The 24,644-nt window shown below is 35.5% G+C and carries 25 protein-coding genes, 1 tRNA gene and 4 pseudogenes; 17 read left to right on the forward strand and 13 right to left on the reverse strand.

From position 1 onward, the window contains the following. The first annotated feature begins 326 nt into the window (after window positions 1-326). Window positions 327-728, forward strand: coding sequence for a hypothetical protein (locus BI291_RS11545; protein ID WP_074498925.1), 402 nt, complete (start codon window positions 327-329; stop codon window positions 726-728). 103 nt (window positions 729-831) lie between these two features. Continuing rightward, window positions 832-1,227, forward strand: a complete 396-nt coding sequence (locus BI291_RS11550; protein ID WP_074498926.1) for a hypothetical protein — start codon at window positions 832-834, stop codon at window positions 1,225-1,227. Between the two features lie 28 nt (window positions 1,228-1,255). On the opposite strand, the gene BI291_RS11555 is transcribed toward BI291_RS11550, so the two are convergent. Continuing rightward, a complete protein-coding gene (locus BI291_RS11555) occupies window positions 1,256-2,206 on the reverse strand; it encodes an IS110 family transposase (protein WP_074498927.1) in 951 nt (316 codons plus the stop codon). A gap of 694 nt (window positions 2,207-2,900) precedes the next feature. Between BI291_RS11555 and BI291_RS11560 the strand changes: the two genes are divergently transcribed. From BI291_RS11560 to BI291_RS11580, 5 genes and pseudogenes are all read left to right on the forward strand, one after another. Beyond that, window positions 2,901-3,704, forward strand: coding sequence for a serine hydrolase (locus BI291_RS11560; protein ID WP_074498928.1), 804 nt, complete (start codon window positions 2,901-2,903; stop codon window positions 3,702-3,704). 15 nt (window positions 3,705-3,719) lie between these two features. Beyond that, window positions 3,720-4,055, forward strand: coding sequence for a hypothetical protein (locus BI291_RS18325; RefSeq protein WP_074498929.1), 336 nt, complete (start codon window positions 3,720-3,722; stop codon window positions 4,053-4,055). A 253-nt stretch (window positions 4,056-4,308) separates the two neighbouring features. Continuing rightward, window positions 4,309-4,395 (forward strand): annotated as a pseudogene (locus BI291_RS18590) (Mobile element protein); the annotation flags it as partial. Between the two features lie 91 nt (window positions 4,396-4,486). After that, window positions 4,487-4,744, forward strand: a complete 258-nt coding sequence (locus BI291_RS11575; protein ID WP_074498930.1) for a type II toxin-antitoxin system Phd/YefM family antitoxin — start codon at window positions 4,487-4,489, stop codon at window positions 4,742-4,744. Next, window positions 4,732-4,944: pseudogene (locus BI291_RS11580) on the forward strand (type II toxin-antitoxin system RelE/ParE family toxin); the annotation flags it as partial. The gene BI291_RS11575 and the pseudogene BI291_RS11580, both read left to right, overlap by 13 nt. Window positions 4,945-5,297: 353 nt before the next feature. On the opposite strand, the gene BI291_RS11585 reads toward BI291_RS11580, so the two are convergent. Then, window positions 5,298-6,263, reverse strand: coding sequence for a CPBP family intramembrane glutamic endopeptidase (locus BI291_RS11585; RefSeq protein WP_175573117.1), 966 nt, complete (start codon window positions 6,261-6,263; stop codon window positions 5,298-5,300). A 701-nt stretch (window positions 6,264-6,964) separates the two neighbouring features. On the opposite strand from BI291_RS11585, the gene BI291_RS11590 reads away from it, so the two are divergent. Beyond that, the gene (locus tag BI291_RS11590) at window positions 6,965-7,285 is read left to right on the forward strand and encodes a hypothetical protein (protein WP_074498932.1); all 321 of its coding nucleotides are present in this window, start codon (window positions 6,965-6,967) and stop codon (window positions 7,283-7,285) included. 162 nt (window positions 7,286-7,447) lie between these two features. After that, on the forward strand, window positions 7,448-8,491 hold the full coding sequence (locus BI291_RS11595) for a serine hydrolase (RefSeq protein WP_139302611.1): 1,044 nt from the start codon (window positions 7,448-7,450) through the stop codon (window positions 8,489-8,491). A gap of 5 nt (window positions 8,492-8,496) precedes the next feature. Here BI291_RS11595 and BI291_RS11600 read toward each other — a convergent pair. Next, a pseudogene (locus tag BI291_RS11600) lies at window positions 8,497-8,838 on the reverse strand (LysR substrate-binding domain-containing protein); the annotation flags it as partial. A gap of 56 nt (window positions 8,839-8,894) precedes the next feature. Here BI291_RS11600 and BI291_RS11605 point away from each other — a divergent pair. Then, window positions 8,895-9,173: pseudogene (locus BI291_RS11605) on the forward strand (putative sulfate exporter family transporter); the annotation flags it as partial. 125 nt (window positions 9,174-9,298) lie between these two features. Here the strand turns inward: BI291_RS11605 and BI291_RS11610 are convergent. The 3 genes from BI291_RS11610 to BI291_RS11620 form a co-directional block, all read right to left on the reverse strand. Continuing rightward, window positions 9,299-9,375 (reverse strand) — tRNA-Pro (locus BI291_RS11610). A 74-nt stretch (window positions 9,376-9,449) separates the two neighbouring features. Next, window positions 9,450-11,135 carry a DUF3413 domain-containing protein gene (locus tag BI291_RS11615; RefSeq protein ID WP_074498935.1) on the reverse strand — a complete coding sequence of 562 codons (1,686 nt, stop codon included), beginning with the start codon at window positions 11,133-11,135 and terminating at the stop codon, window positions 9,450-9,452. A gap of 42 nt (window positions 11,136-11,177) precedes the next feature. Then, window positions 11,178-11,393, reverse strand: a complete 216-nt coding sequence (locus BI291_RS11620; protein WP_074498936.1) for a DUF1414 domain-containing protein — start codon at window positions 11,391-11,393, stop codon at window positions 11,178-11,180. Window positions 11,394-11,467: 74 nt separating this feature from the next. On the opposite strand from BI291_RS11620, the gene yejK reads away from it, so the two are divergent. From yejK to BI291_RS11645, 5 genes are read left to right on the forward strand one after another with little or no spacing between them, the layout of a single operon-like run. After that, window positions 11,468-12,532, forward strand: coding sequence for a nucleoid-associated protein YejK (gene yejK, locus BI291_RS11625; protein ID WP_074498937.1), 1,065 nt, complete (start codon window positions 11,468-11,470; stop codon window positions 12,530-12,532). A 39-nt stretch (window positions 12,533-12,571) separates the two neighbouring features. Beyond that, entirely contained in the window at window positions 12,572-13,606 is a 1,035-nt protein-coding gene (gene pyrC / locus BI291_RS11630) for a dihydroorotase (protein ID WP_074498938.1), read from the forward strand. A gap of 7 nt (window positions 13,607-13,613) precedes the next feature. Continuing rightward, on the forward strand, window positions 13,614-14,495 hold the full coding sequence (locus BI291_RS11635) for a 6-carboxytetrahydropterin synthase (RefSeq protein WP_074498939.1): 882 nt from the start codon (window positions 13,614-13,616) through the stop codon (window positions 14,493-14,495). Continuing rightward, window positions 14,488-15,318: a M23 family metallopeptidase gene (locus tag BI291_RS11640; RefSeq protein ID WP_074498940.1), complete on the forward strand. Its 831-nt coding sequence runs from the start codon at window positions 14,488-14,490 to the stop codon at window positions 15,316-15,318. The genes BI291_RS11635 and BI291_RS11640 overlap by 8 nt, the downstream gene beginning before the upstream one ends. Window positions 15,319-15,345: 27 nt before the next feature. Beyond that, the gene (locus tag BI291_RS11645) at window positions 15,346-16,131 is read left to right on the forward strand and encodes an ABC transporter substrate-binding protein (protein WP_074498941.1); all 786 of its coding nucleotides are present in this window, start codon (window positions 15,346-15,348) and stop codon (window positions 16,129-16,131) included. On the opposite strand, the gene BI291_RS11650 is transcribed toward BI291_RS11645, so the two are convergent. The 3 genes from BI291_RS11650 to BI291_RS11660 form a co-directional block, all read right to left on the reverse strand. After that, complete coding sequence (locus BI291_RS11650; RefSeq protein ID WP_074498942.1) at window positions 16,120-17,016, reverse strand: tyrosine-type recombinase/integrase; 897 nt, start codon at window positions 17,014-17,016, stop codon at window positions 16,120-16,122. The two genes, BI291_RS11645 and BI291_RS11650, sit on opposite strands and share 12 nt — an antisense overlap. Window positions 17,017-17,506: 490 nt before the next feature. After that, the gene (locus BI291_RS11655; RefSeq protein WP_074498943.1) at window positions 17,507-18,040 is read right to left on the reverse strand and encodes a cold shock domain-containing protein; all 534 of its coding nucleotides are present in this window, start codon (window positions 18,038-18,040) and stop codon (window positions 17,507-17,509) included. 48 nt (window positions 18,041-18,088) lie between these two features. Next, complete coding sequence (locus BI291_RS11660; protein WP_074498944.1) at window positions 18,089-18,499, reverse strand: helix-turn-helix domain-containing protein; 411 nt, start codon at window positions 18,497-18,499, stop codon at window positions 18,089-18,091. A 124-nt stretch (window positions 18,500-18,623) separates the two neighbouring features. Here BI291_RS11660 and BI291_RS11665 point away from each other — a divergent pair, with 124 nt between their 5' ends. Further along, window positions 18,624-19,127, forward strand: coding sequence for a DUF2938 domain-containing protein (locus tag BI291_RS11665; protein ID WP_074498945.1), 504 nt, complete (start codon window positions 18,624-18,626; stop codon window positions 19,125-19,127). Between the two features lie 131 nt (window positions 19,128-19,258). On the opposite strand, the gene nhaD is transcribed toward BI291_RS11665, so the two are convergent. After that, window positions 19,259-20,677, reverse strand: a complete 1,419-nt coding sequence (nhaD, locus tag BI291_RS11670) for a sodium:proton antiporter NhaD (RefSeq protein WP_074498946.1) — start codon at window positions 20,675-20,677, stop codon at window positions 19,259-19,261. A gap of 289 nt (window positions 20,678-20,966) precedes the next feature. Between nhaD and BI291_RS11675 the strand changes: the two genes are divergently transcribed. Then, window positions 20,967-21,353, forward strand: a complete 387-nt coding sequence (locus BI291_RS11675; RefSeq protein WP_074498947.1) for a response regulator — start codon at window positions 20,967-20,969, stop codon at window positions 21,351-21,353. A gap of 5 nt (window positions 21,354-21,358) precedes the next feature. Here BI291_RS11675 and BI291_RS11680 read toward each other — a convergent pair whose 3' ends face one another. The 3 genes from BI291_RS11680 to BI291_RS11690 form a co-directional block, all read right to left on the reverse strand. Further along, window positions 21,359-22,573 carry an EAL and HDOD domain-containing protein gene (locus tag BI291_RS11680; protein WP_074498948.1) on the reverse strand — a complete coding sequence of 405 codons (1,215 nt, stop codon included), beginning with the start codon at window positions 22,571-22,573 and terminating at the stop codon, window positions 21,359-21,361. A 97-nt stretch (window positions 22,574-22,670) separates the two neighbouring features. Then, window positions 22,671-23,873 carry an alkaline phosphatase family protein gene (locus tag BI291_RS11685; RefSeq protein ID WP_175573118.1) on the reverse strand — a complete coding sequence of 401 codons (1,203 nt, stop codon included), beginning with the start codon at window positions 23,871-23,873 and terminating at the stop codon, window positions 22,671-22,673. 105 nt (window positions 23,874-23,978) lie between these two features. Next, on the reverse strand, window positions 23,979-24,536 hold the full coding sequence (locus BI291_RS11690; RefSeq protein WP_074498950.1) for a phosphoribosyltransferase: 558 nt from the start codon (window positions 24,534-24,536) through the stop codon (window positions 23,979-23,981). Between the last annotated feature and the right edge of the window lie 108 nt (window positions 24,537-24,644).

A 24,644-nucleotide genomic window follows, 5' to 3' on the forward strand; every position in this document is an offset into this window, starting at 1 on the left:
TTTTAGTATTTAACAAACTAATTATGGCTCTGGCTATCAGCTAATCCACGAATGATTGGAGATCAGCACTTTCGTGGGGAGTCATTATGTCTAGCTTTCAGGTATATGATGCGATCAATAATTTTTGTTCTAGCTCTGGTTTTTTCTTGTAATACACTTGCTAAACATGTCGAACTATCGAAAGGTTCAGAAAATAAAGTTTGTACCAAGCTATTTTCAATTCGACTAATGAAAGCCACTTCAAGCTTTAGAGAAGCTGCAAAGTTATTGGCTGGAAAAAGGGAACGCCAGAGTGGAGGCAGCGAAAGTTATCCGATGACTACTCTTTGCTTAACAACGTAAATTATGCTGTCTTTGACATAGATAATGATGGCGTTAATGAATATGTGTACTCGCATTTTACATGGATGAGTGGTCAGCCTGGGGAAGTTTATAAAGTATTTAGCACCGACGTTATAAATACCAAAAACGATTTAAAGACATATGACTTTCATAAACAGGCAGGGCTTGATTCTGTGAGTCCACAGTTCGATTATCGAGAGTTTGGTGTATGGTTTGCTGATCTAATACATTATGTAGGCATTAAAGATATATACTTCGGAAAGGAAGATTATATTGACCGAAAGTTCTTTGTTGCTAAATATTCAAATAAAATGATCGTTGGTAAATCTGGTTATAAAACCTCAGATTTGGAAAACATTTGTACTTTTGAATATGTAGAAAGCTAACAAGGCGCTCAAGAACGGACAAAAAATAGTTGGCTTTTGTTCACTACGTTCACTATTTTAGCCAACAATTTTTTGCCGCTTAGCGTGGCGTTAGCTAGACAATATGCCAACTCCAGTATTATTTGAAAAGTTAGGCTCTAAATTAGGGCACCATAAAAAGTTAATCGATGCCTTATTTTTTGTAAGCATAACCGTTTTGGCTGTGTGCGTAGTATTGTTAAAAAACGAATCTGAATCTATTTGGCTAATGTTTGCTTTTGCTTCTTCTGGCTATCTTTTAATGTGGTCTGCCATTTTTCAAATGGTGATTTCTTGCTTCGATGTAAATTTTGAACAACATAGAACTTTCATAAATAAATTTTTGGCTATGCCTAATCGTAATGGTGTTGCTGAATCAAAATTAGCTCAATGGTTCTCCAGCTTATTCTTTTCGTTTTTTATGTTTGGGTTGTTTATATTTCCATTTTTTGGCATCTTCGTATGGTTGATGTCTAGCTAACAAGAGACTATGGCGTCAATAGTTAATTTTACACTTTTGGCGCTTCCCACATTACACCGTCTCTGAGCATCGAATTTAAAATCACAATCATCTTTCTGATACACGCTATTATCGCAACTCTTTTAGGTTTACCAACGGCCAGTAATCGTTGATATGTTGCTTTAAAAACGGGGTTTGATTGCATCGCTGACATCATTGCCATGTACAATACGGTTCTAACTTGTGCACGACCTCCTTGTATCTTTCTTTGGCCTTTATATCGCCCACTTTCTCTATTCATTGGTGCTACTCCCACTAAGGCTGCCGCTTGTTTACTGTTGATATAGCCCAATTCTGGTAAGTTACTGATGATAGATGCTGCGGCTATTTTTCCAATCCCAGTCATGCTTTGTAAAATCATGTTTTTGGCTTGATAATCAGGACAGCTCTCGATGACTTCGACGATTTTCTTTTCTATTTTATCTATTTGATTTTTAAATGCTGTGAGTATTGGTTTTATTGTCATGGCGAGGTTCTTTGGGAGTATTTGTAAGCGGTTCTTTTCCATGGTTTGCATCACAAGAAGTTGATTTCTACGCGCAACTAAATCACTCATAACCTGCATGGTATCTGGTTTCAACTGTGACAGCCTGGGTTTAATCGCCTCACCATAATGGGCAATTAATTGGGCATCGAGTTTGTCGGTTTTAGCGCGTTGACCAATGGCACCAGCAAAACGTTTAATATGAACCGGGTTGGCTATCACAAACGGTAAGTTTGCTTTGGCACATGCCATAATGAACGGCATTTCAAGGCGTCCTGTTGCTTCAATGATGATGCGCGTTGGTTTGTGTTTTTTGATAATAGAAACGGCTTTTTTAATGCCTGTTTCATCATTGTTCACTGTGAAATATATATCGAGAGGACGAATATAAATGTCGAGTTGATATTTACCCGTATCGACACCAACGTTTATGTTTTGCTTTGTTTTTGTATTCATAATAAGCTAACTCTTACTTGCATAATGCGGGTTCGAGACCCAGTAGACTATTCGAGTGTGGTGCTTGGAGTCCTTTGTCGCGTTCGTTCTTGTTATCGGTCTCTCAACTGAGGAGCCATCACTCAATCGAACTACGACAAGGAAAGCTTAAGTTGCTGCTTAAGCCTGGGTCTCACTTTACCTAAAGATGTTTAAAAAGAATAAAAAAGATGGGTGTATTATCCATACAAGGCGCTCAAACGGAAAAATTACAGTTGGCTCGCGCTTAGCGCAGTTTAGCCTAACTGTATTTTTCCGCTTAGCTTAGCGTTAGTTGCCCTAGGCGTAGGCGTCGAGTTTTGATGGAAAATATCTACCATTAGTGCCACTCAATTGCATCAAGCCTAACCATCCAATTGCATTTTGGTTTGCCACTTTTAAATGTAAGTGTTAGCAAGAGAAAATCTGATATTTATTAATTTTAAGGCACTGTAAGGCTAAAGCTGCCGTAATCAAAATTTCGAAATATGTCTTCAGTGCCAATAACAATAATTGTGATCATCCGATTTTGCTCATTTCATCACTTTGTTGACTTTTTCAACAAAAAAAGTGAACCTACGAGGTGTTACGTAGTTTATTTGTCTGCTTGATGTAAAGGAAAGTGATGAAACTACACAACTATCAGAATAGTTAATAATAAAAAAAGGGAAAATTAATGTATAAAAGTATTCAAGGAATCGCTGGGGTTATTTTGTTACTTTCATTTAGCGTTATGGGAAACGAAACCCAACTAACGCTGCTGGAAAAGGAAATTGATAGAATTGCAGAAGAGTCTATTCCAACTAATGGACCGGGGTGCTCTGTAGGTATTATTAAGAATCAACAATTTTTATTCAAGAAAAGCTACGGTTTGGCAAACATCGAACACCAGGTTCCGCTCAGTTCAATATCAGTATTTCGTATGGCATCTGTATCCAAACAATTCACCGGGTTTGCGGTATTGCTATTAGCAGAAAAAGGGGAAATTAACCTTGATGATGATATACGGAAACATCTTACTGAATTGAAAGACTATGGTGTAAAAGTAACTATTAACTCAATGTTAGGTCACGTTTCAGGAATGGCAGATTACGATACACTTCAATCGCTCTTACCCAAACCACTACTGTCGACCGCAGGTGGTCCGTTCAGACTTGGTGATGAGGACTACCTGACCAAAGAAGAATACTACGATGTCATAAAATCGCTTCCTTTAGAGCATCAGCCTGATACGCAACAGGCTTATAGTAACTTCGCTTATTTTTTATTGTCGGAGTTAGTCGCTAAAGTCAGTGGCATGTCCATGCGGGAGTACACTACAAAATATATATTTGAACCGCTTGGGATGCACGACACTTTTTTCGCTGATGATATGCGAGAGATAGTACCTAACCGTGCCGAAGGGTATAGAACATTCAAAGATATTGGATTAAAACGTTATGAAACAAATATTTTTGTTGTGGGTGACGGTGGTCTTTAAACGACACTCGAAGATATGTTGATTTGGGATAATCACTTTTATACCCCGAAATTAGGTGATGCTCCTAACAAATTGATGGCTCAATTTAATACGCCAAATAGTCAACACTCATTCGAAAACAACGGAATAACTTTTTATGCTAATGGGCAATATATAGAGCCAAATTATACGCTGCACAATGGCGGATGGATGGGTACAAGCACTAGTTATATCCGTAGACCCAAGGAGCAAGTAGCCTTTGTTGGTATGTGTAATAGCTCTTCACTCGATGCAAATGTTTTTACTTACGAAATACCGAAAATCCTAACTAAACTTAAAATATGGGATGTGACTGACCCTGCAATTTTTTAGTCTGATTTTAGTTTTTAAAAAATAAAGGTTCATAGTAGCGGGGGAAGATCACTGCTAACAGTTTGCTCGGTTTCGCTTCGCTCGGTATTATAGCCAACAATTTTAAGCCTGTTATTTAGGCGTTAGGGTGAATAACTCATTTACTTATCGTTTGTTAAGTTTAGAAAATAATCTAGACACCCACAATTAACTTGTAAAATTCCAGTGTTTGTCTAATCTTTGAGTCATTGTAAATCAATCGCAAGGAAGCGAAATGACTATCGCCAGAAGTCGTCAAGTATGTTTGGCGGCTACACCTTATTATCATTGTATTTCCCGTTGTGTTCGCCGTGCTTTATTAAATCTGCTGTTCACTAAGGAGTAAGATTGTAACCTTGAGTTAATGTGATACTATTGTGATACATTATTTGAATGTTTATATAAGATTTATCATGAGAGTTGAACTTGTAACAACACTTAAACGGCAAGCTACTAAAATTCTCGCTGACCTACATACATCAAAAGAACCCGTACTGATAACTGAACATGGTCAACCATCTGCTTACTTAGTTGATGTAGAAGATTATGAGTTTATGCAACAGAGATTGGCTATTCTTGAAGGTGTAGCACGCGGTGAGCAAGCAATTAAAAATGGTGAAACTTTCTCAAATCAAGAAGCAAAAGAGAAAATGAGTAAATGGCTGAAGTAATATGGACTTCCTCAGCCCTAGATGATTTAAACGAGATCGCTGAATATATTGCTTTAAGTAATCTTTCTGCTGCAAAAAAAGTTGACTCAGAAAGTATTTGATAAAATATCTAGATTAGAAAATCATCCTGAATCTGGTAAAAACCACATGAATTGATGAACTTAAATTATCGTGAAGTGAATATTAATCCTTGTCGTATTTTTTATAAAGTGGATAGCGACAAAGTTTATATTTTACATGTTATGCGACAAGAACGCGATCTACGCAGGTTTCTTTTACAGAGTTAAATACGGCTAACAAAAATTTAAGCCGGACTGTTAACAGCTTAGGTGGTTCCGCTTTGCTACACAATTTGAACAAACTCGATATGGCTCTGCCTTTTTAAATTAGCGACTGTATAAATTGTCAAAAAAATTTTAGGTACTGTAATGTTTGTGATTAAAGATTTTAGATTTTTAACTATTCTACTGGATGTCCTATCTATTCTGCTTCTTCGTTGGTATTTATAACCATTTATAAATTCATTGATAAACACTACATGTTCTGAGAAACGTTAAGCACTGGATGTTAAATTAATCAATTTTCGTTCATTTGATTTAGTTTTACTTGCAGCGAACGTTAATTGGATCAATATAATTAATAGTATTTCAAAGGCTGTCACTAGAACCGAACCTTCTAAACCAAAGTTTCCTCCGGTAATTAACGAGTTTTCGTTACGAACAATTACTAGCCAACTTTCCATTTTATGACCGCTAACTTCGAAGCCCAAAACGGTACCTTGAAAAAAATTCCAAGTAAAGTGAAGCATAATGGGGAACCATAAATTTCTGGTGTGTAAATAATAAAGGCCAAAAGTAACACCTGCTAGTGCTAAGTTAATTAGCGATATTAATGTCCAATTATCATTACCTAAATGGAGTACCATGAAAATCATTGAGGAAATAAATAAAGCTAAGTAGGGTGTCGTTGCCCTCATTAAAAGACCTTGGATAAACCCTCGGCATAAAATTTCTTCTAACATTGCTACTATTAAAAAAAGTGAACAACTTGCTAACCATGGTACAAGGTTAAATGGCCGAACTGTATATGAGATATAACCTTTGCTGACTAATAAAAAGAAACATGTTGCTATAATAATAATTCCCGCCAACGCGCCTAATATCGCATCAGTTTTATAACCATTTAGTTTAAAGCCTAAGGAACTGAAAGGGATGTTTTGGATGTAAAAAGCTATTTTTATACAAATTATAATAGCGATTAACTCGGCTAATAAAACAAATGATTCGCCAGCAGTGCCAAGTGCTTCACTATATTCACGTTGTGACAAATTAAACATATCAAGGGTTAACATGCCATTAATTAAGAGTGGTATAAGAAAAATAAACTGAATAAGCAGTGTTCCAATGAGTACTAAAAAGGTTATATATAGAGCTCCTAAAATACTGGGTTTATCTGTATTATCATCACTGCATTTAGAACGAGCCTTGAGTGAGTCGTCTGGCTTTTCTTGGATGCGCATTATGTGTTCCTGTTGATAAATATAGTCTTTAATTAAAAAGGGCAAAACTTGAGGCTGCATATAAATAGCGCTGGGCTGTCTATTAACTTTGTGCTAATTAACGGCTTTTACTTCTTAATCAAGCACGATTAAATAATAAAAAACTTCACGTTAAACAACAAATCAATAAAAATACAAACAAGTAAATTATCTGTTAAGCCTTTGTTCTTATGTATTTATTTTTTTGTTGTATTTATATTGTAAAAAGGTAGTCCGCGAAAAAGGAGCCTTTTTAACTTAAATGATGATTATAAAGTGTCAAAGTCCACAAGTTTCTCACAAGCAAGAATCACTCGCGCGCAATAAATTGTTTTGAGTGAACATTAATCAAAAAACACAAGTGGCAGCTAAAGTTAGGCGCTCACTACACTGGAAGTATTATTATTTTGTGGGATATTATCTATACGATGAAAATTAAATGAGGCAAAAAAACAGCTGGCTTTTGCCCTAGTGTCGCTTATTTTGGCCAACATATTACTTGTCTTTAACATGTGTTATATACCAAGGAAGTAGGCAAGTTTTAAAGTGCATTATTTCTCAGCATAAAGAAATCATCTCAGCCAAAATTGCAGTGGTCACTTCTTTAGATGGATAGCTATTAAATATCTTGCGTATTGCATATATGATACTAACGTTATTTTTCTGAAAGGTTTGATTAACTTATGACTTGTATAACGAATATTATCCTTACTACCGCCATACAAGATGGGGCTTGGATGAACAGTGATTACGGTAGTATAGATACAATTAATGAATATTTATCTAAAAAATATCAAGGCACAAGGCTTAATTCAGTAGAAAATAGTGCTGGTGGCCACAAAACGATTAGTTGTGATATGTTTGTTGCTGCCGTAGATTATTTGGAGCTACATGAATTCATTGCTGTATTTGAAAAAATAAATTGGGATAAACCAGCCGAGGTGCATCTTCTTATTAAAGGTCATAATGACTTAACTTTTACGTCGTATTATCCAAAAACTTAGTAAATAGGTATACTGCTAACTAGGTTAGTTATTCATCTATTCTTTCAATTTAGTTGGTTGATGTCGTTTAGTAAATTTTTAGTATACTAACAAATAGGGAGTGGGTTAGCGATTTCAAATCATTCGTAATGTTTGATAATTAATATATTGAGGTGTAATTTGATAAAACCAAAGGCAAAAAAAATATTCGGTTTTTCGCTTATTATTACGTCTATTTTTTCATTATATTTTGTGCCGTGGCTATTAGTAAAGGCATGGCTACTACCGTTACCTAATACAATACAACAACAATTAGATGAAGCCATAGAACATGGTTTTGACGGCATGATTGTATATATTAACCAAACAGGTAAGCCAGCTCAGGTTTATACAGCAGGTTGGCATAATAAAGAAGCTAAAGTAGCTGCCAAACCTAAAGCGCTTTTCAAAATTGCCAGCATTAGCAAACTTTACGATGCTGTTGCAGTAGCAAAGTTAGTTAACGATGGAAAGCTTTCATTGAATAAAAGCCTTGCAGATTATTTACCAGAACTAGTCGGTCAAATTCAATATGCAGAAAGTATCACTCTAAAAATGATGGTAGAACATCGAAGTGGAATACCAAATTTTACCGATACAGAAAATTTCTGGGGTACTCCAACCGAAACTTACGAAGAAAGCTTAGCATTAATTTTAAATAAACCGGCTAATTTTAAACCCGGGGATGGTTATGAATATAGCAATACTAATTATCTGTTAATAAATAAAATAATGGATGAGGTCTTGGGTTACGATAATTTTCAATTTATTAAAGCACGAATTCTTACGCCACTTAACTTAGTGAATACATATTCTGGCCTAGATGAAGTTACGCTTGAACAGGTAATGAGTGGTTATCATGTCGGACACCCTTTTGATTTAAAGGAAGACGAACATGGTATGCTCGCGACAGCTGAAAATGTTGGCCTTTTTGTAAAAGCATTAAACGACGGCTCTGTTTTTTCAGGGAAAGAGCAGGAAATATACTCTAGCATTTATAAGTTCGAACATGCTGGTTGGGTGCCTGGATATCAAAGTTTCGCTAATTATTACAAAGACCTAGATGCTGTGGTAATTCAATTCTATAGTACAACGGATCCTAAGTTGTATAATTGGAATTTATCAGAAATTATAAATAGTCGGATCGCTAAAATACTTACAAATCAAAAAAACACAAACCCAAATTAATGTGTTCAAACAGTAAATAAGATTGCTTCAAACGCATTAGCGGCATGGGAACTAGGTCTTTCTTTATATTTTAATTGGTATAAAGATCTTGATGTTTTCTCATTATTTAGCGGTTCTAGACGTTTTAGTTTACCAAGCTGCACTAACTCTTCAGTTACAACATTTGGTAATAGGGCAACGCCTAAACCTTGTGCAACTGCTCTCGCAATGGCTTCATTGCTGCCTAGTTGCATTCTATTTATAACTTTAATATTTTTTTGTTCCAATAGCTGTTTTGAAATTTCTAGCGTACCTGAACCAGGCTCCCGTAAAAGCCAATGCTGATTGCTTAACTAGATTTTTATATTGACCGTTTTTATTCTTTTTATCTATTTGGCTCAACAAAAATAATACAAATGGGCATGAATCTCACATTGAGTTTCCTTGGTTTGCATTATTTTTTATTTTAGCAAGTGGTGTTCATTCAACTTCATGGATATCTTATGAAGTTTCTCAAAGCATTGCTTGGTTAGATAATATTTTATTAACTATTGCGATGGTCGCTTTAGGTTTACGTACCCACATAAGTGCGATACGTAACGCGGGGATCAAGCCATTGTTACTAGCTTTTTGTTTATTTTTGTTTCTCTGTATTGGTGGTTACGTGATTAATTTAGGGTTAATGAAGTTGTTTTGGCTATAATTTTTCAGCAGCGTAGTATTAAAATGCCGTGATGTTGTTATAGATAACTAAAGAAGCAATATTATAATTAATCCGTTTGAAACGATAAGCAATGAGTGTAAATTATAATATTTTTCAGATGAAAATGGTCGGGATAGCAGGACTTGAACCTGCGACCTCACGTCCCCCAGACGCACGCGCTACCAGACTGCGCTATATCCCGATAGCGCAGTATAATAGCGCTTTATATTTTTAATGCAATCAATAATATTGCTTTACAAACTAATTGGTTTTTTATTAATCACTCGAGCCATCTTTTTTATCTGATGTTTGACTGTATTGTTTGATAAAGTGAACACCATCAATCATTAACGGAAAGTCTCTATTGACCATAATGGGGGATTCAAGTTGACGAGAGTAACTTTGAAAATTACCGTTCTGATCAACTAAAACTGATTTATCTTTGCTAAATACCATGATGCCATTATCAACCGTATTGGCAATAATACGACTTTGATATAACGTTGTGATGTCTTTACCAACACTATGATTAATTCCTCTAAGAGGGCAGTTCAGCCAAGTAGTTAATATGGTTGGAACTAAATCAAAATGACTGGTTAAACGATTTGGTGCTTTAGCTTCACTTTTTGGGTTAATAAAGAGCGCGGGTTTAATATTTAAACCATTTTCAATTCGGTTATTACCAATGCCACTGATCCAAATAGTATCTTTTTCTTGTTTACTTCGTTGTGCAAGTAATAAAGCATCAACAAATAATTCAAACTGATACTGATCATTTTCTGCAAAGTAATAAATATGTAGTGCTTGTTTATTGGAAGATAGCTTTTTTCCGACAACAAAGTTTGAAATATTTTCAAAATAATTTACATGATCAAAAAGTCCTTGATATTCCAATAGACTTTCATCTTCTTTACTAGAGAATACGGTAAGGTTAGTGGTAAGATTTTTAGCCGCTAAAACTTGGAAAAGCACCGGTGGCTTTTGTTCTGCAATAATCGGTTTTTTATAAATGGTAGGTAGGCTATAAAGCAAATTAAACCAAGAGTTTTTTGGTAACGCGTTATCTATGTGTTTAACGAGCGGTAAGGCATTTTCACTAGCTCTTCGAGAAAATTGTGCAATTTGACGTTGAGATATATCGCTATTCGTCAATACTAAAATAGCGCTGTTTCTAGGGGAGAATTCAGTTTCACAAGCCTGCGTTATAATAGGGTATTTAGGTGTTTGTTTGCCAAATGATAACGGACTAGTACGTCTTGCCATATAATCGTTTTTATCAAACATTCCGTATTTAGTGAGTAACGTTTTTGCCGTAGCAGGGTACGATAATGGTAGTACCGTGTCTTGTCTTAACACGTCATATTCAAGGTTTGCATCTGCCCAGATATGAGTGATATGGCTAAAAAAGAAAGACGCTACTAAACCAAACACAACAAATTTTGCGTATGTATTTTTTTGTAATTGTCTTAAGTGTTTCCAGGCATAGTTACTCACCACTAATTCAAAGGTAAAAATAGCAAAAAATAATAATAAGCTAATAAACCAAAAAGCACGGCTATTTTGGCTGATTTGTGTTTGAATTAATGAGATTATTTGGTCGCTAGACGAAGCGTTTAAATGATAACCTAGTCGTGCATAAATAAAGGCATCAAGTAATAATAATAAAAGCCCAAAGGTAAACACAATTGATGCAGTAGCCCGAATGAAGCGTGTTTTAGGAATAATTAACGTTAATGGGAATATCAACAATACAAAACCAATGAAGGTTAAAAATCCCATGTGGCTTAACCAAGTTGTGATTAAATACACTTTACCTAATAGCGTTTCAGGTATTGATTCGGTAAACAAATAAAACGTTGATAGTAAAATTGCCGCCAGAATATTGAAAAAAGTAAACCAATGACTCCAACTAACTAGAGGCATTAACCGTTTACTGTATGTTGATGATTTATTTGAAACCATTAAACTTTGTTACTCTTATTCGTGTTTATTGTTAAGGTGTATTTATTTGTTAATCGATTTTTTTAACGCGTTAGTAAAATTATCAACCATCGCTTGCTGTTGAGCTTCTTTTATATCATGCTCAATGATGCTGGTAACAACATTACCCAAACACATTAAGGCGAGATCAGCGGTTACTTTTTCGTCAACTAATACATTTTGTAGGTCTTGAATAATTTTTTCTACACGTTCGTTCGAATACTTAGATACAATAGGCATAATAATATTTAAAAATCTTTAATAATTGCGTTAAGTTTATCAAAAGCTTACTCAATATCATACTGACAATACTTATGAGTTTAATAATTTCTAACATAGCACTTCATTATATTACTAGAACTGGCGAAAACAGTGATGTTCAGGTAACGTTCGGCCCCGATCAGGTTGAGATCACACCTCGCATTGAAAATTTCGTTGATTCATTACATAACATATACAACGGAAAGGGCAGTAAAGCATATGGCCATTTCTCTAATGAGCCAACACCTTCTGATCACAAAAACTTTATTGAATTGATCACTGATTATCTTGATGAGTCAGAACCTTTCAATGATTTCAGTAAAAAATCAACAGCACTATTGAAGCTTGAACTAGAAAAGTACGACATAGAAGAAAATGGCTACTTGGTTTTTTGCTATTATGAATATATGGGCGGCAGATATTTGTTAGTAGCAGTTATTCCCGTATCAGAGCATTATTCTGTTGATGGTGACCTTACCATCTCGGCCAATAAACATTTAGATACTTCTAAACTACAGCTTGCTGCACGCATTGATTTATTTGATTTTCAGCAAAACGCTGAGGGTAATCGTTATATTTCGTTTATTAAAGGCCGAGCAGGTCGAAAGATTTCTGATTTTTTTCTTGATTTTTTATGCTGTCAAGAAGGTTTAGATGCGAAAGAGCAAACACAAACGTTAGTAAAAGCGGTGGAAGATTTTGTATCGGTGAATCAACTAGATGCAAATGAAAAACAAGATACTCGCAAGGAACTTTTATCGTATTGCAAAGATCAAAAAGCTTCTGCTCAAGATGTTTCTATTAAAGAGCTTGGTAATATGATATCTAAAGAAGGTGCTGAGCAAGACTTTTACTCTTTTTGCCAAGAAAATGACTATCCATTAGAAGAGTCATTTCCGCATGAGCAAGCTATTGTAAATAAAGTGACTAAATATTCAGGATACGGTGCAGGCATCAGTATCAGTTTCGAGCGCAGTCATTTTGGGCAAGATGTTGTGTATAATGCTGCTAACGATAGTTTAACCATTTATAAAATACCGCCTAATTTAAAAGAACAGTTACTTAAGCTGTTGCAAGATGAAGATAGAGCGGCGCAAACTAGCCAACCTTTCGAATAAACGCGTTGGCAATATATAGAACACAAGTAAAGGATATTCATGAATACATTAACGATTACTCGACCTGACGATTGGCATGTGCATTTACGTGATGGTGAGTTTTTAAGTACTACTGTAGCTGATATTAGCCGCTACTTTGGCCGTGCTATTGTGATGCCAAACTTAGTACCACCAATCACTAATAAAGAGATGGCCGAGGCTTATTACCAACGTATTATGGCGAACAATCCGTCATCAACATTTAAACCGTTAATGGTGTTATATCTTACTGATAATACAACAGCGCAAGATATCAAAGCAGCTAAAGAAAGTGGCATTGTGTATGCTGCAAAGCTTTATCCGGCAGGGGCTACAACAAACTCATCTTCAGGTGTAACCAATGTTGATAACATTGCCAGCGTTATTGCAGAGCTGGAATCGCTTGATATGCCATTATTAATTCATGGCGAAGTAACCAGCGTAGATATTGATATTTTTGACCGGGAAGCCGTTTTTATTGACACTATTTTGAAACCATTAGTGGCTAAGCATCCTAACTTAAAAGTAGTACTTGAACACATTACTACTAAGAATGCGGTAGACTTTGTAAATAGTGCAAGTGAAAATGTTGCAGCTACCATTACAGCCCATCATTTACTATATAACCGCAATCATATGTTGGTTGGCGGTATCAGGCCGCATTATTTCTGTTTACCTATTCTTAAACGCAATATTCATCAGCAAGCATTAATTGCTGCAGCAACAAGTGGTAGCAATAAATTTTTCTTAGGAACTGATTCTGCCCCCCATCCTAAAGATGCTAAAGAATCAGCCTGCGGTTGTGCTGGTTCTTATACCGCTCATGCGGCTATCGAGTTATACGCTGAAGTGTTCGAACAGGAAAGCGCCTTAGATAAATTAGAAGGGTTTGCGAGTTTAAATGGCCCACGTTTTTATAATTTGCCTGTAAATTCAGACACCATTACGCTTGAAAAGTCAGCTTGGTCAGTTCCTGAAACGATGGCACTTGGTGACGATATAGTTGTTCCAATCAGAGCCGGTGAAGATATTCATTGGCGTGTTTTAGATAAATAGGTAAGTAATGCAATTATTTGTCAAAGATTTAACCGTTATTGATTTTTCCTATTGTTGCTCAGAACGAGGAATAGTAGGAGAGAGTTGGATTGTTGATGTGCTGCTTGATGGTTCGTTAAACGATATGAAAATGGTGCTTGATTTTGCAGTAGTTAAAAAGCAGATCAAAGCGATTATTGATGATGCAGTCGATCATAAATTGTTGATCCCAGAGCAATGTTCATCGGTACAAGTGTCAGAATCTACCTTTCATAAGGAACATGAATTTGTAGATTTAGCTGCGAGCCGTGCACAATATTACTTGCAATCACCTGCATGCGCTTTTGCAAAGTTGCCGGCAAGTGAAATCACTATTTCCTCTGTCACTGATTATCTTACCACTATTATTTTAGCGCAATTACCTAATAATGTGGCTGGCTTAGAGTTAACGTTACGACCAGAAAAAATAGACAGTGATTTTTATCATTATACTCATGGCCTTAAATTACATGATGGTAATTGTCAGCGAATTGCGCATGGTCACCGTTCAAAAATTGAATTGTTTCACAACGACAATCGTTCTACTGACTTAGAGCATTTTTGGTGTCATCGTTGGCAAGACATTTATATTGCCTCAGAAGATGATCGGGTATCAAAACAACATATTCAATTGTCTGAAAATGCACATTCAAAATTATTAGACAGTCATCATTACTTTGCTTATCAAGCGCCACAAGGTCGATTTGACATTGCCGTTGAAACAAAGGTTCTTGAAGTTGTTGATTGTGACTCTACCGTGGAATTATTAGCTGATTACATTGCTCGTCAATTAAAATTACAACAGCCTCAAGATAATTTTACCGTAATTGCGTATGAAGGTGTTGGTAAAGGAGCCATTGCACATGCTTAATTACAGTAAATATGTAAGCTTAGCAGCAGGGTTTCTGCTATCAACATCGATAACTATTTCTGCTTCAGCTCAGGAAGTAACACTTAAAGGCGTTATTAAGCAGGGCGGTTTGATTATTGGCAAAACCATACCTAACAGTAAAGTCAGCTTAAATGGTGAACCACTTTTATTGTCTGACAATGGTGATTTTGTTTTCGGTTTTTCACGTGATGAAGCAAAAACTAAAAAACTTGTGGTAGAAAAGCCAGATGGAACAGTTTACACAAAAACGTTAACACCTAAAAAGCAGCAATATAATATTCAACGGGTTGAAGGGATCGCAAAAAAAATAATGAATCCCGATCCGAACAACGTTAAACGGGCAAAAAAAGACGCTGAACAAGTTTACTTGGCTCGCAATAAAACCAGCCACCGGTTAGACTTTACCCAAGGCTTTATTGCACCGGCAACTGGTACAATCACAGGTGTTTATGGTAGCCAACGTTTTTATAATGGTAAACCTGGTAGGCCACATTATGGTTTAGATTACGCTGGACCAACTGGAACACCTGTGATAGCACCTGCGTCAGGCATTGTGACCTTATATGTTCCTGATATGTTCTATTCAGGTGGCACGATGATCATCGATCACGGGCACGGCGTTACTTCAACCTTTTTACATTTAAGTGATAGTTTTGTAAAAGAAGGGGATACGGTTAACAAAGGTGATAAAGTGGCGGCTATTGGTGCCACAGGGCGTGCCACAGGGCCGCACCTTGATTGGCGTATTAATTGGAAACATGTCAAACTTGACCCCGCTTTAGCACTAAAAGCATTTGAATAATTCAATCTAATATAGGGAAGTGTTGTTGTGAATATTAAAATTTTTATTGCTATAACAGCAACTCTTTTATGCTTATCAAATGCATCTGCAAACACCAAATCAATCCTTGCGGTTGGTTGGGAGCTTTGGTATCCGTATCAATATCATAATAATCAACATGAGTTAGTTGGCTTAGATATTGAAATATTTAATAAAATTGTTAAAAAAGCTGGATACAATATTGCCTATACTGAATTACCATGGAAGCGCCATTTACAATATATAAAAATGGGTAAAATGGACATTGCCATGGGCGCTTCACTATCGAAAGACAGAACTGAATACGCATACTTCACCAAGCCTTATAGAAAAGAACAAGTGAAGCTGTATGTAAGAAAAGGAACCCGGCAAAACATTATTCTTAACTCTTTAGCTGATTTATCAAAAAGTAATTACATGATCGGTGTTGAAGGTGGTTATTATTACGGTAAATTGTATAAAAAATTGATCTTACAAGCTGAGTTCAGAGCACATATTAGTGAAGTAATTGACTTAGAAGAAAACGTAAAACAAACATTAAAAGGGCATTTAGATGGTTTTCTAGTTGATCCTGTGACCATGCGAGCCTTTGTTGAAAAATATAAGCTATTCAATGAGTTTGAAGAACACCCAGTAGAAATATATCAAGATGAAATTTATTTGATGTTAAGTAAATCTACGATGAATGAAGATGATTTAGCTCGATTTAATGATGCAATTGAGAGTTTACAACAATCAGGCGAGTTGTTTGAAATCAACCAACAATGGACAAGCTTGCAAGCATCAAAAAGGTAGGGCTTTCGCCGCTTTATTTTTCGCAATATCTGCCCGTTTATCATAGTTTTTAGTGGTTTCAACAGAAGAATGGCCCATTAAATCTTGTACAACGAACACGTCTTCACCATTTTCAAGTAATTTCGTAGCATACGTTCGGCGTAGATCATGCGGTGTTAAACGTTTTAAACCAGCTTCTTGATAACGTCTGATAATAATGTCGTAAATAGTTTGTCCGGATATCGGCGCATTAATGAGTTTATTTCCTTTGCGCGCTCTAAGAAATAAAGGACCTGGCTCAGTACCACGTTCTAATAACCACACATCTAAAATTTCTAAAATACGGTTATGTAAGGCATTAACACGTTCTTTATTTCCTTTACCTAATACCCGCAAGGTAGCTTCTGTTAAGTTTAAATCACTGAGTAATAGATTTGCCGCTTCATGGCGACGTAATCCAGCACCGTAAACTAGCGCCACAACCGCAGCGTCGCGCATAGCGATTACACCATCTTGCATCATGCAGTAATCAATCAACTGATTAAGTTCATCTAACGATAATGCGCGTCCTTTAACACTACGAGAGCCACGAACACGTCTGATTTCTTTGATGTGTTGATAGGTTTCTACATCTATTTCTTTTTTCCGCCAGGCTTCTTTAGCAACACCTTTAAGTGCAGATAAATACACGTTTATTGTTGCTGGAGATTTTCCTTGTGATGAAAGCTCAGAAAGAAAATAAAGAATATGCTCATAATGTAAAAAAGACCAATCAACATGTTGATGCGATTTCTTTTTTTGTAATTTAAAAGCAACAACATTTAACAATGATGCCATAGTCACACGGCTTTGTTCTGATTGTAGTGACATCAGATAAACTTCTGATGCGGATTTATTTGCAAACATTTAAAACCTACAAACGTGATGCGTTATTAACAAACTTATTTTATGTAAATAAAATAATGTGATTGAATATAAACAACATTAACGAACCCGATCACCAAAATAGGTTTTGAAGTATAAACCTATTAAATACAATGGTGATTGTACGTAAAAAAATAAGTGTTATTGGCTATCATAACAGCTAAATTTCACGTAGCGTAACGTATAAAACAATATATTTATGCTGAGAGCATGCGTTTTTATTGGACTGTAGTGAAAAATACCTAGATATAAATGATAAGTAATCACAAAGCACAATGAATAAATTTGCACTCAACACAGGCTATAAAGCTAATGTAACACGATTTATCGTTTAAATAATAGATAATCTTTTAAAATCGTGATTTTAATAAGTAATAAATCACAACATTTCTGAAGGCTTTCTTTTGGAAGCTTGATTGAAGTTTAATTTACTTTATGTAGGCTTAATAAATTCAAGATCAAATATCATTGATTAAAACCTTGAATCATTTTCACAAGGTATTCCGTCATTATCACCATCCATCTTTGTATTAGGACAATGTCTGGTAAAGAACTCAGCTTCTTCTCTAGATGTCATTTGACTACAATGCTGTCGTCCATCACAGGTAAAGTGCTGGGTTGGAGCAATGTTTGCTGGTATTGGCGTTGCTTTAAATTGTGATTGCGGTGTTTGATTACTTTGCCCTAAATCAAGGCGCTGAATGATAAATGCAGCGATTGCGATAATGACAGCAGCATAGATAACTTTATTGCCTGAACGAGTTTTATACGTTTTTGAAGCTTTAAAGGGTGAATTAGCTTTTACGCCTTCAATACGAGCATTAGTCGCTCGAGCCTTCCCTTTATGTTGCTCAACATCAAAATGAATGAAGTCACCTTGCTTAGGCTTTCTACTCATATGTTTGAGTGCAGAGATATGTATGAAAGTATCTTGGTTTAATTGAGCAGAGTTTATAAAGCCAAAGCCTTTGGCATTGTCCCACTTAGTTAACTGGCCTCGGTACATCACAATCCTTGTTTGTAATAATTGAGAAAAATATCAGGAGAAGTAAAGTTATACAGTATTGGTTTTTAATCGTCTAGTTGAAGTACGTAGTAACTTATTAAACCTTTCGCATTCGAAATGGTTTTCTTCAGGGCAAACTGCGGCATGTCGTAAGCCATCTCTCATTGATGTTAGTTGTATTATTTTTTGATCAATTTCATCTGCTTTTTGTTGTAGTTTTCTTCTATCTACTACAATTTTTCCTTTAGGTTCAAACATATTATTGATTTCATTGAGTGATAACCCTGCGAGTCTACCTAAGGAAATAAAAGATAGCTGGGTTAACACTGCGGGATCGTATTGTCGCCTAAGACCATGTCTTCCTATGGGGTTAATTAAACCTTTTTCTTCATAATACCTTAATGTTGATGCCGGTATTCCTGACAACCTAACAACTTCTCCAATATCTAAAATACTCATTATCTCCTCTTGACTTAAAGTTAACTTGAAGTGGCATGGTAGTTTATCAGATGAAAATAAACAGGCAAATGCTTATTTATTTGGCTGATTAATATTAAACAATATATCGCAAAGAGGTTAACAAATGATTGAATGGATAATTAACAGCGTGCTTATTGGTATTGGAGCAACCGTAGTGCTTGATTTATGGTCTTTATTTATAGAGAAGCTATTTAACATGCCACCTCTTAACTGGCGCATGGTCGGTAGATGGGTAGGATTAATGAGTGACGGGAAGTTTTATCATCAAAATATATCACAGAGTAAAGCGGTTAATAATGAGCTACTTATTGGGTGGGTGACACATTATATAATTGGTGTAATATTTGCCGGTGCTTTTTTATTGATAGTTAATGAAAGCGTTACTCTCACTTCAGTTTCGTTTTTGTCGAGTGTTATCTTTGGAATGGTCACTGTCGTTTTCCCCTTTTGTATCATGCAGCCTTGTATGGGGCTTGGCTTTGTGGCATCAAAAGCCCCTAAGCCAAATATTGCACGCATACGAAGTTTGATAAATCATATGGTTTTTGGTGTTGGATTATACGTAGCTACCCTCACCTGTATTATTGTTAATCAATCACTAACTTGAAAGTTATTGAGCAAGAGCGAGTTGCTCTCTGTGTTTTAAATTTTTGTTCAGCTTAGCCGCGGGTTAGGTCGAGGCATGAAGAGATATAAAGAAAAGGTAACAGGTTTACATTCCTGTTACCTATTTTAGTGCTAACCGTTAATTAAGAAGTGTACGTAGATACTGGCAACATAACCTAATGCAATTGCCCAACTCCATTTTAAATGACCAACAAATGAATATTTTCCTTTTGTTTGCCCCATTAACGCAACACCTGACGCTGAACCAACAGATAATAAACTTCCACCCACTCCTGCGGTCATTGTCACTAATAACCATTGCTGTATGTCCATTACCGGTTGCATACTTAATACGGCAAAAACTACGGGAATGTTATCAACAATGGCAGATAAAACGCCTACGGCTATATTTGCGTACGTCGGGCTCCAATTTGTGTATAGTAGTTCGGAGACTAAAGATAAATAGCCCATAAAACCTAGGCCTCCAACACACATCACAACACCATAAAAGAATAATAAGGTGTCCCATTCAGCTCTTGCTACTTTATCGAAAATATCAAATGGCACAATATTTCCTAAACGTTTTAGTGCCTTTTCATCTTTATTTATTTGTGCTTTAGTGCGTTTTTTATCTAAAGAGCGAGGTAAACTTTTTCGTAAATAAAAGCCAAGAAATTTTAAGTACCCTAACCCTAACATCATACCTAAAACGGGTGGCATCTGAATTAAGCTATGGCATAAAACCGCTGTGATAATGGTCAATACGAAGAGCGCCACTATCCGCTTAGCGCCACGTTTTAATTGAAACTCATTATCAAATATTGGCGTAGATTTATGATTAGAAATGAAAAAGCTCATAATCAATGCAGGAATAAGAAAATTGACCAAAGAAGGTATTAATAAAACAAAGAATTGTTGAAACTGTAATAAACCTGCTTGCCAAATCATTAACGTTGTAATATCACCAAAGGGGCTAAACACCCCACCCGCATTTGAAGCTACCACAATATTAATACACGCAATATTAATAAACTTTAGGTTGTTCGGGGCGACTTTTAATACAATAGCGCACATCAACATGGCCGTGGTAAGATTATTAGCGAATGAAGAAATGGCGAATGCTAATATGCCTGTGGTCCAAAACAAGCTTCGTAAACTGAGCCCTTTTGATACCATCCAGATACGTAAACTTTCAAAAATACCACGTTCTTCCATGGCATTGATGTAGGTCATTGCAACTAATAAGAATAATAAAAGTTGCGCGTACTCTAGTAAATTATGATTGAATGCTTCTTCCGCTTGTTTGGCGATACCGTGTTGCGTATAAATATAACCAATCATTAACCAGATAATACCAGCAGCAACCAAGACAGGTTTAGATTTCCTTAAATGAATAAACTCTTCTCCAATGACTAATAAATAAGCAATTGAAAATATCACTATGGCAGTAATGCCAAAAACCGAACCTGTTAAATCAACGGTGCCAGCACCCGATGCATAACTAGGAAAAGAGAATAAAATACTGAAAAATACAAAGAGTAACTTAGTCAAAATAAAGTCCTTGCTTGTTTTTTATTACAATAATTAGCGGAAAGAGTTGCGGCATGATTTTAGAGTAATTTATCTAATAAAGCATCAAGTAAAATAATTAAATGACAAAGTTCAATAGGCCTTAACAAATTATTAGAAAAAGCAGTGTTTAATTTATGTTGATAAGATTAAGTTTCTGCTATCAAACCATGATGGTATATTTGTAAAATTAAATAATATAAATATTGACTTAACAGGTACACGTTGACTATTTTTAAAGAGAGGAGTTTATCAATTAAGGGATATGATAATGTTTAACGTATTAGTCGTTGACGATTCATCTATCGATATTATGTTACTGGAAGATATTGTTAAAACGTCTTTACCCTTTAGCCAAAATATTGATACTTACACTGATAGTTTACTTGCACTCGATGCTTTTCATAAAAATAATTATCAGTTGGTGATCACAGATATTGAAATGCCTTTATTAGATGGTTTTGAGTTTATAGAAAAAATTAAGCCCACCACGAAAGGTAATGTTATTGCAGTTTCTGGCTGCGAGGCTCCTGAAAATCCAAATGAGTCAATTTTAGATGCTGCTAACTGTTATGGTGCTGACTATGCCGTATCTAAAAAGAACTTATATGCTAATTTAAGTGCGCTGCTTACTAAGTTATATCATAAGCAGCATTAGCCGCATTAAATTACACCTAACTCTTCACACCAAAGGCTTGCCTCCACAAATTTATTATGGATAAAATCAGCTTCTAATCCATATGCCTTTATCAAGTCTGATATGTTTTCACCATTGCCTGTAATATAGTTTGTTGTTAACACTAATAGCTCACCGAGTAAGCCGTCATGATCAACTAACGCTTTGGTAATAGGGTCTGCTAATGGCATTGTTTTGACAATTTCATCCATTGGCATACTTAAAATAACTTCTATTGCACTTAATAAGCCTGTGATGAATGCAAAATCACTTATTTCTTTAAAGGCACTTTCTTTAGCAAGAGATGTCATTAACTTAGCGGTAATTAACGCTTGTTTTGATGCTTCATCGGTTTTATCTGTCGTCAATTTTGACAGCGCAAGTATCGTAACAAATTGTTTAAGTTTCTCTTCACCTAAATATGCCGTTGCTTGTTTTAATGAAGTAATTTCAACACGGGTACTTGTTGCGACATTATTTACCATTTTTAATAAACCCACACTAAGGTTTACATCATGGCTGATAATTTTTGCAATTTTTCCGTAATCTAGTGGGGTATTGAACGTTTCGCTGATCAAGTGCAGCATTTGCGCTTTTATTGGGGCTAGGGTTTGCCCTTCTATAATTTCAGGTTCGTGATAAAAATAGCCTTGATAAAAGTTAAAGCCTACTTCGGTTAACGATTGTAATTGAAATTTAGTTTCTACTTTTTCAGCAGTAAGCTTTATATCGTAATTTTTTAATCGTTTCACAATCGGTTGTAAGCACTTTGGATTATGCTTTTCGATGTCGACTTTTATCATCGATAAATAGGGAAATAAGGCATCCCAGCGATCATCTAAATCATATTCCGTGAGTGCAATTTTATAACCTTTCTCACAATAATATTTAACGATCTTTAACAGTCTATCAGTTGGTGATGTATGCCCTACTAGTTCAATTACAATTGAGTTTTTGTCAAACATCAACGGATATTTGTTAATTAAACACTTCTCTGTAAAGTTGATAAATGCCAATTTTCCAAGTGCAATCGCTTTTATGTCGCCTTGTAAATGGTTTTGAATAATAAGCTTAGAACTTGCAACGTCTTGATCAATTTCTGGAAATTTATTGTCAGGGCTATCTCTAAACAAAAGTTCATAACCGATGGTATTAGAATTTCGATCTAAGATCGCTTGTCGAGCAATATAGGTACTATACATCTATTTATATATACTATTATCAGATTAAAATTACATCACCTATTCTAACCTTAAAAAGATAATATTAACAATCGAATAAAATGTACGTAACACTAATTTAAGGGGTGCGTTTAAAAAATGCTCGTATCACCTCTGAATGTTCGATATTTTGTAAAGATAACAATGAAGCAACTAAATGAAAAACATGTTTATTTTCTAACTTATCTATTTGGTGTCCTTGCTTAAATTTCGGCCCCAAAGCAATCATCATCGCATTTAAATCTTCGTTTTTTATAGGGTCGTACCCGTGAGTAGCAAAAGGTGTATGTTTTCCTTCTTTTACAAATATAGCAGGTGGAATTGCTTCAATAATCATATCAGGGGTTGTGTGTGTTCTTAGGCTTAACTGCCAATGCTTAGGAAAATCTGTAGCTAAATAGGTACGAAAATACTGTTGATTTTTATGTTTAGTTAATCGATTTCGTAGCCTTGTTAGTGCGACTTGGTTATCGTTATAAATATATAGTTGTGTTTGACCATTCACGACTACAGTGCCGGTTGGTGGGGTAAGTAAGTTATCAACGTTAAGCTTTTTACCATGCTTTACATCGATCATGCCGTGATCTGATACAATGATTATATTAGGTGTTAACGATGTACTTTGCTGTACTTTATTTACAAAGTCTTCAAGTAGCTTATCTACCTTACGAATTGCATTTTTAGTTTGTTCAGCCTTTGTTCCATGTGAGTGGCCAATGTCATCAATGGTTGAAATATAACTAATCAGTAACTGTGGACGCTCTGGTTCTGGTAACTGCAGCCAAGAGACAAGTTGAGCTAAACGTACTTCGTTAGGGGTATTATGTTGATACGCTTTAACATACGAAGGCAATATATTGTCTACTTTCGTTTCTGACTCAGGCCAAAAATACACGGCTGTTTTAATACCTTGCTGTTCAGCGATTGTCCATATTGGTTTCGCCGTTAACCAGGCACTGTTGTGTTTTCCGCTTCCTAACGTATAGTTTGTATTAAAACCTCGGTGATAAAAGCTATTATGTACAATACCATGTTCAGCTGGCGGCTTACCTGTCACCATCGTAAGATGATTTGGAAATGTTTTTGAAGGGTAAACGGGAATTAATGCATCGGTAAATACCCCTTTCTTTGCCATCGAAAGTAAATAAGGGGGTTGATATGTTGTTAAGTATTTACCCGCAAAACCATCGAGTGAAATGAGAATAACGGGGTTTTTGTTATTTACGCAATGTGCAAACGATGAAAAAGATACGACAAATAATAAAAAGGTAAGTTTAAACATAAAGTAATAAAAAAGCACAGTGTTATCACTATGCTTCATTAGTATAAGTGATTAGAGCGTATGATATGTATAACACAAATAATTCAACGCGCTCTAATGAATTTATTATGAAAATAATGACTTAATATTACGAAGGTCTGATTTTCCTTCAATGATTTCTTCAGATGTTAAACCAGAAATTTCATGCGGAAATACCAACCATTCAGATGATTCGTGAACAAAGTAGTTGGGTTCAAAACCTACTTTATTATTTTCAGGTTTAAACCAAGGACAAGCAACTCTAACATCTGTAGGCATGTTATTGCGCATTTGCAGCTTTAGCTGTTTAATTAACGCATCTATGCTTCTACCTGAATCAAAAACGTCATCAACAATAAGTAAACTATCATCAGTATTGGCATTTTCTATTATGTAATGCAAACCATGCACTTTTATTTCTTTACTTTGCTGATTAATACCATAATAAGACGAAGTACGAACTGCAATATGATCTGTTTCTACATTTTTATAATCAAAATATTCTTGTACTGCGATACCAATTGGTGCCCCACCACGCCAAATACCAACGATATAATCGGGCTTAAATCCATCTTCAAAGACTTGATGGGCAACACGAAAAGAGTCTTCTAAAAGCTCTTGTGCTGAAATAAAGCGTTTTTGCATGTGTGCTCTCTTAACTATTTTTAATGTGAATATTATAAACAAAAATAGAAAGTTATTTAACTAATTGGTCAACATTTTATTGGTATTATTTCCCCTAGCATTTTGTGA

The sequence above is a fragment of the Thalassotalea sp. PP2-459 genome (assembly GCF_001913705.1).
In the GTDB taxonomy this organism is placed as follows: Bacteria; Pseudomonadota; Gammaproteobacteria; order Enterobacterales; family Alteromonadaceae; genus Thalassotalea_C; species Thalassotalea_C hakodatensis.

Excerpts from the sequence above, each read along its gene's own strand:
- BI291_RS11550 (WP_074498926.1), top strand. The coding sequence starts at position 832 with ATGCCAACTCCAGTATTATTTGAAAAGTTAGGCTCTAAATTAGGGCAC.
- BI291_RS11680 (WP_074498948.1), bottom strand. The coding sequence starts at position 22,573 with ATGTATAGTACCTATATTGCTCGACAAGCGATCTTAGATCGAAATTCT.
- BI291_RS11555 (WP_074498927.1), bottom strand. The coding sequence starts at position 2,206 with ATGAATACAAAAACAAAGCAAAACATAAACGTTGGTGTCGATACGGGT.
- pyrC (WP_074498938.1), top strand. The coding sequence starts at position 12,572 with ATGAATACATTAACGATTACTCGACCTGACGATTGGCATGTGCATTTA.
- BI291_RS11650 (WP_074498942.1), bottom strand. The coding sequence starts at position 17,016 with ATGTTTGCAAATAAATCCGCATCAGAAGTTTATCTGATGTCACTACAA.
- BI291_RS11585 (WP_175573117.1), bottom strand. The coding sequence starts at position 6,263 with ATGCGCATCCAAGAAAAGCCAGACGACTCACTCAAGGCTCGTTCTAAA.
- BI291_RS11690 (WP_074498950.1), bottom strand. The coding sequence starts at position 24,536 with ATGCAAAAACGCTTTATTTCAGCACAAGAGCTTTTAGAAGACTCTTTT.
- BI291_RS11640 (WP_074498940.1), top strand. The coding sequence starts at position 14,488 with ATGCTTAATTACAGTAAATATGTAAGCTTAGCAGCAGGGTTTCTGCTA.
- BI291_RS18325 (WP_074498929.1), top strand. The coding sequence starts at position 3,720 with ATGTTGATTTGGGATAATCACTTTTATACCCCGAAATTAGGTGATGCT.
- BI291_RS11560 (WP_074498928.1), top strand. The coding sequence starts at position 2,901 with ATGTATAAAAGTATTCAAGGAATCGCTGGGGTTATTTTGTTACTTTCA.
- BI291_RS11665 (WP_074498945.1), top strand. The coding sequence starts at position 18,624 with ATGATTGAATGGATAATTAACAGCGTGCTTATTGGTATTGGAGCAACC.
- BI291_RS11660 (WP_074498944.1), bottom strand. The coding sequence starts at position 18,499 with ATGAGTATTTTAGATATTGGAGAAGTTGTTAGGTTGTCAGGAATACCG.
- BI291_RS11615 (WP_074498935.1), bottom strand. The coding sequence starts at position 11,135 with ATGGTTTCAAATAAATCATCAACATACAGTAAACGGTTAATGCCTCTA.
- BI291_RS11655 (WP_074498943.1), bottom strand. The coding sequence starts at position 18,040 with ATGTACCGAGGCCAGTTAACTAAGTGGGACAATGCCAAAGGCTTTGGC.
- yejK (WP_074498937.1), top strand. The coding sequence starts at position 11,468 with ATGAGTTTAATAATTTCTAACATAGCACTTCATTATATTACTAGAACT.
- BI291_RS11620 (WP_074498936.1), bottom strand. The coding sequence starts at position 11,393 with ATGCCTATTGTATCTAAGTATTCGAACGAACGTGTAGAAAAAATTATT.
- BI291_RS11590 (WP_074498932.1), top strand. The coding sequence starts at position 6,965 with ATGACTTGTATAACGAATATTATCCTTACTACCGCCATACAAGATGGG.
- BI291_RS11635 (WP_074498939.1), top strand. The coding sequence starts at position 13,614 with ATGCAATTATTTGTCAAAGATTTAACCGTTATTGATTTTTCCTATTGT.
- BI291_RS11575 (WP_074498930.1), top strand. The coding sequence starts at position 4,487 with ATGAGAGTTGAACTTGTAACAACACTTAAACGGCAAGCTACTAAAATT.
- BI291_RS11685 (WP_175573118.1), bottom strand. The coding sequence starts at position 23,873 with ATGTTTAAACTTACCTTTTTATTATTTGTCGTATCTTTTTCATCGTTT.
- BI291_RS11675 (WP_074498947.1), top strand. The coding sequence starts at position 20,967 with ATGTTTAACGTATTAGTCGTTGACGATTCATCTATCGATATTATGTTA.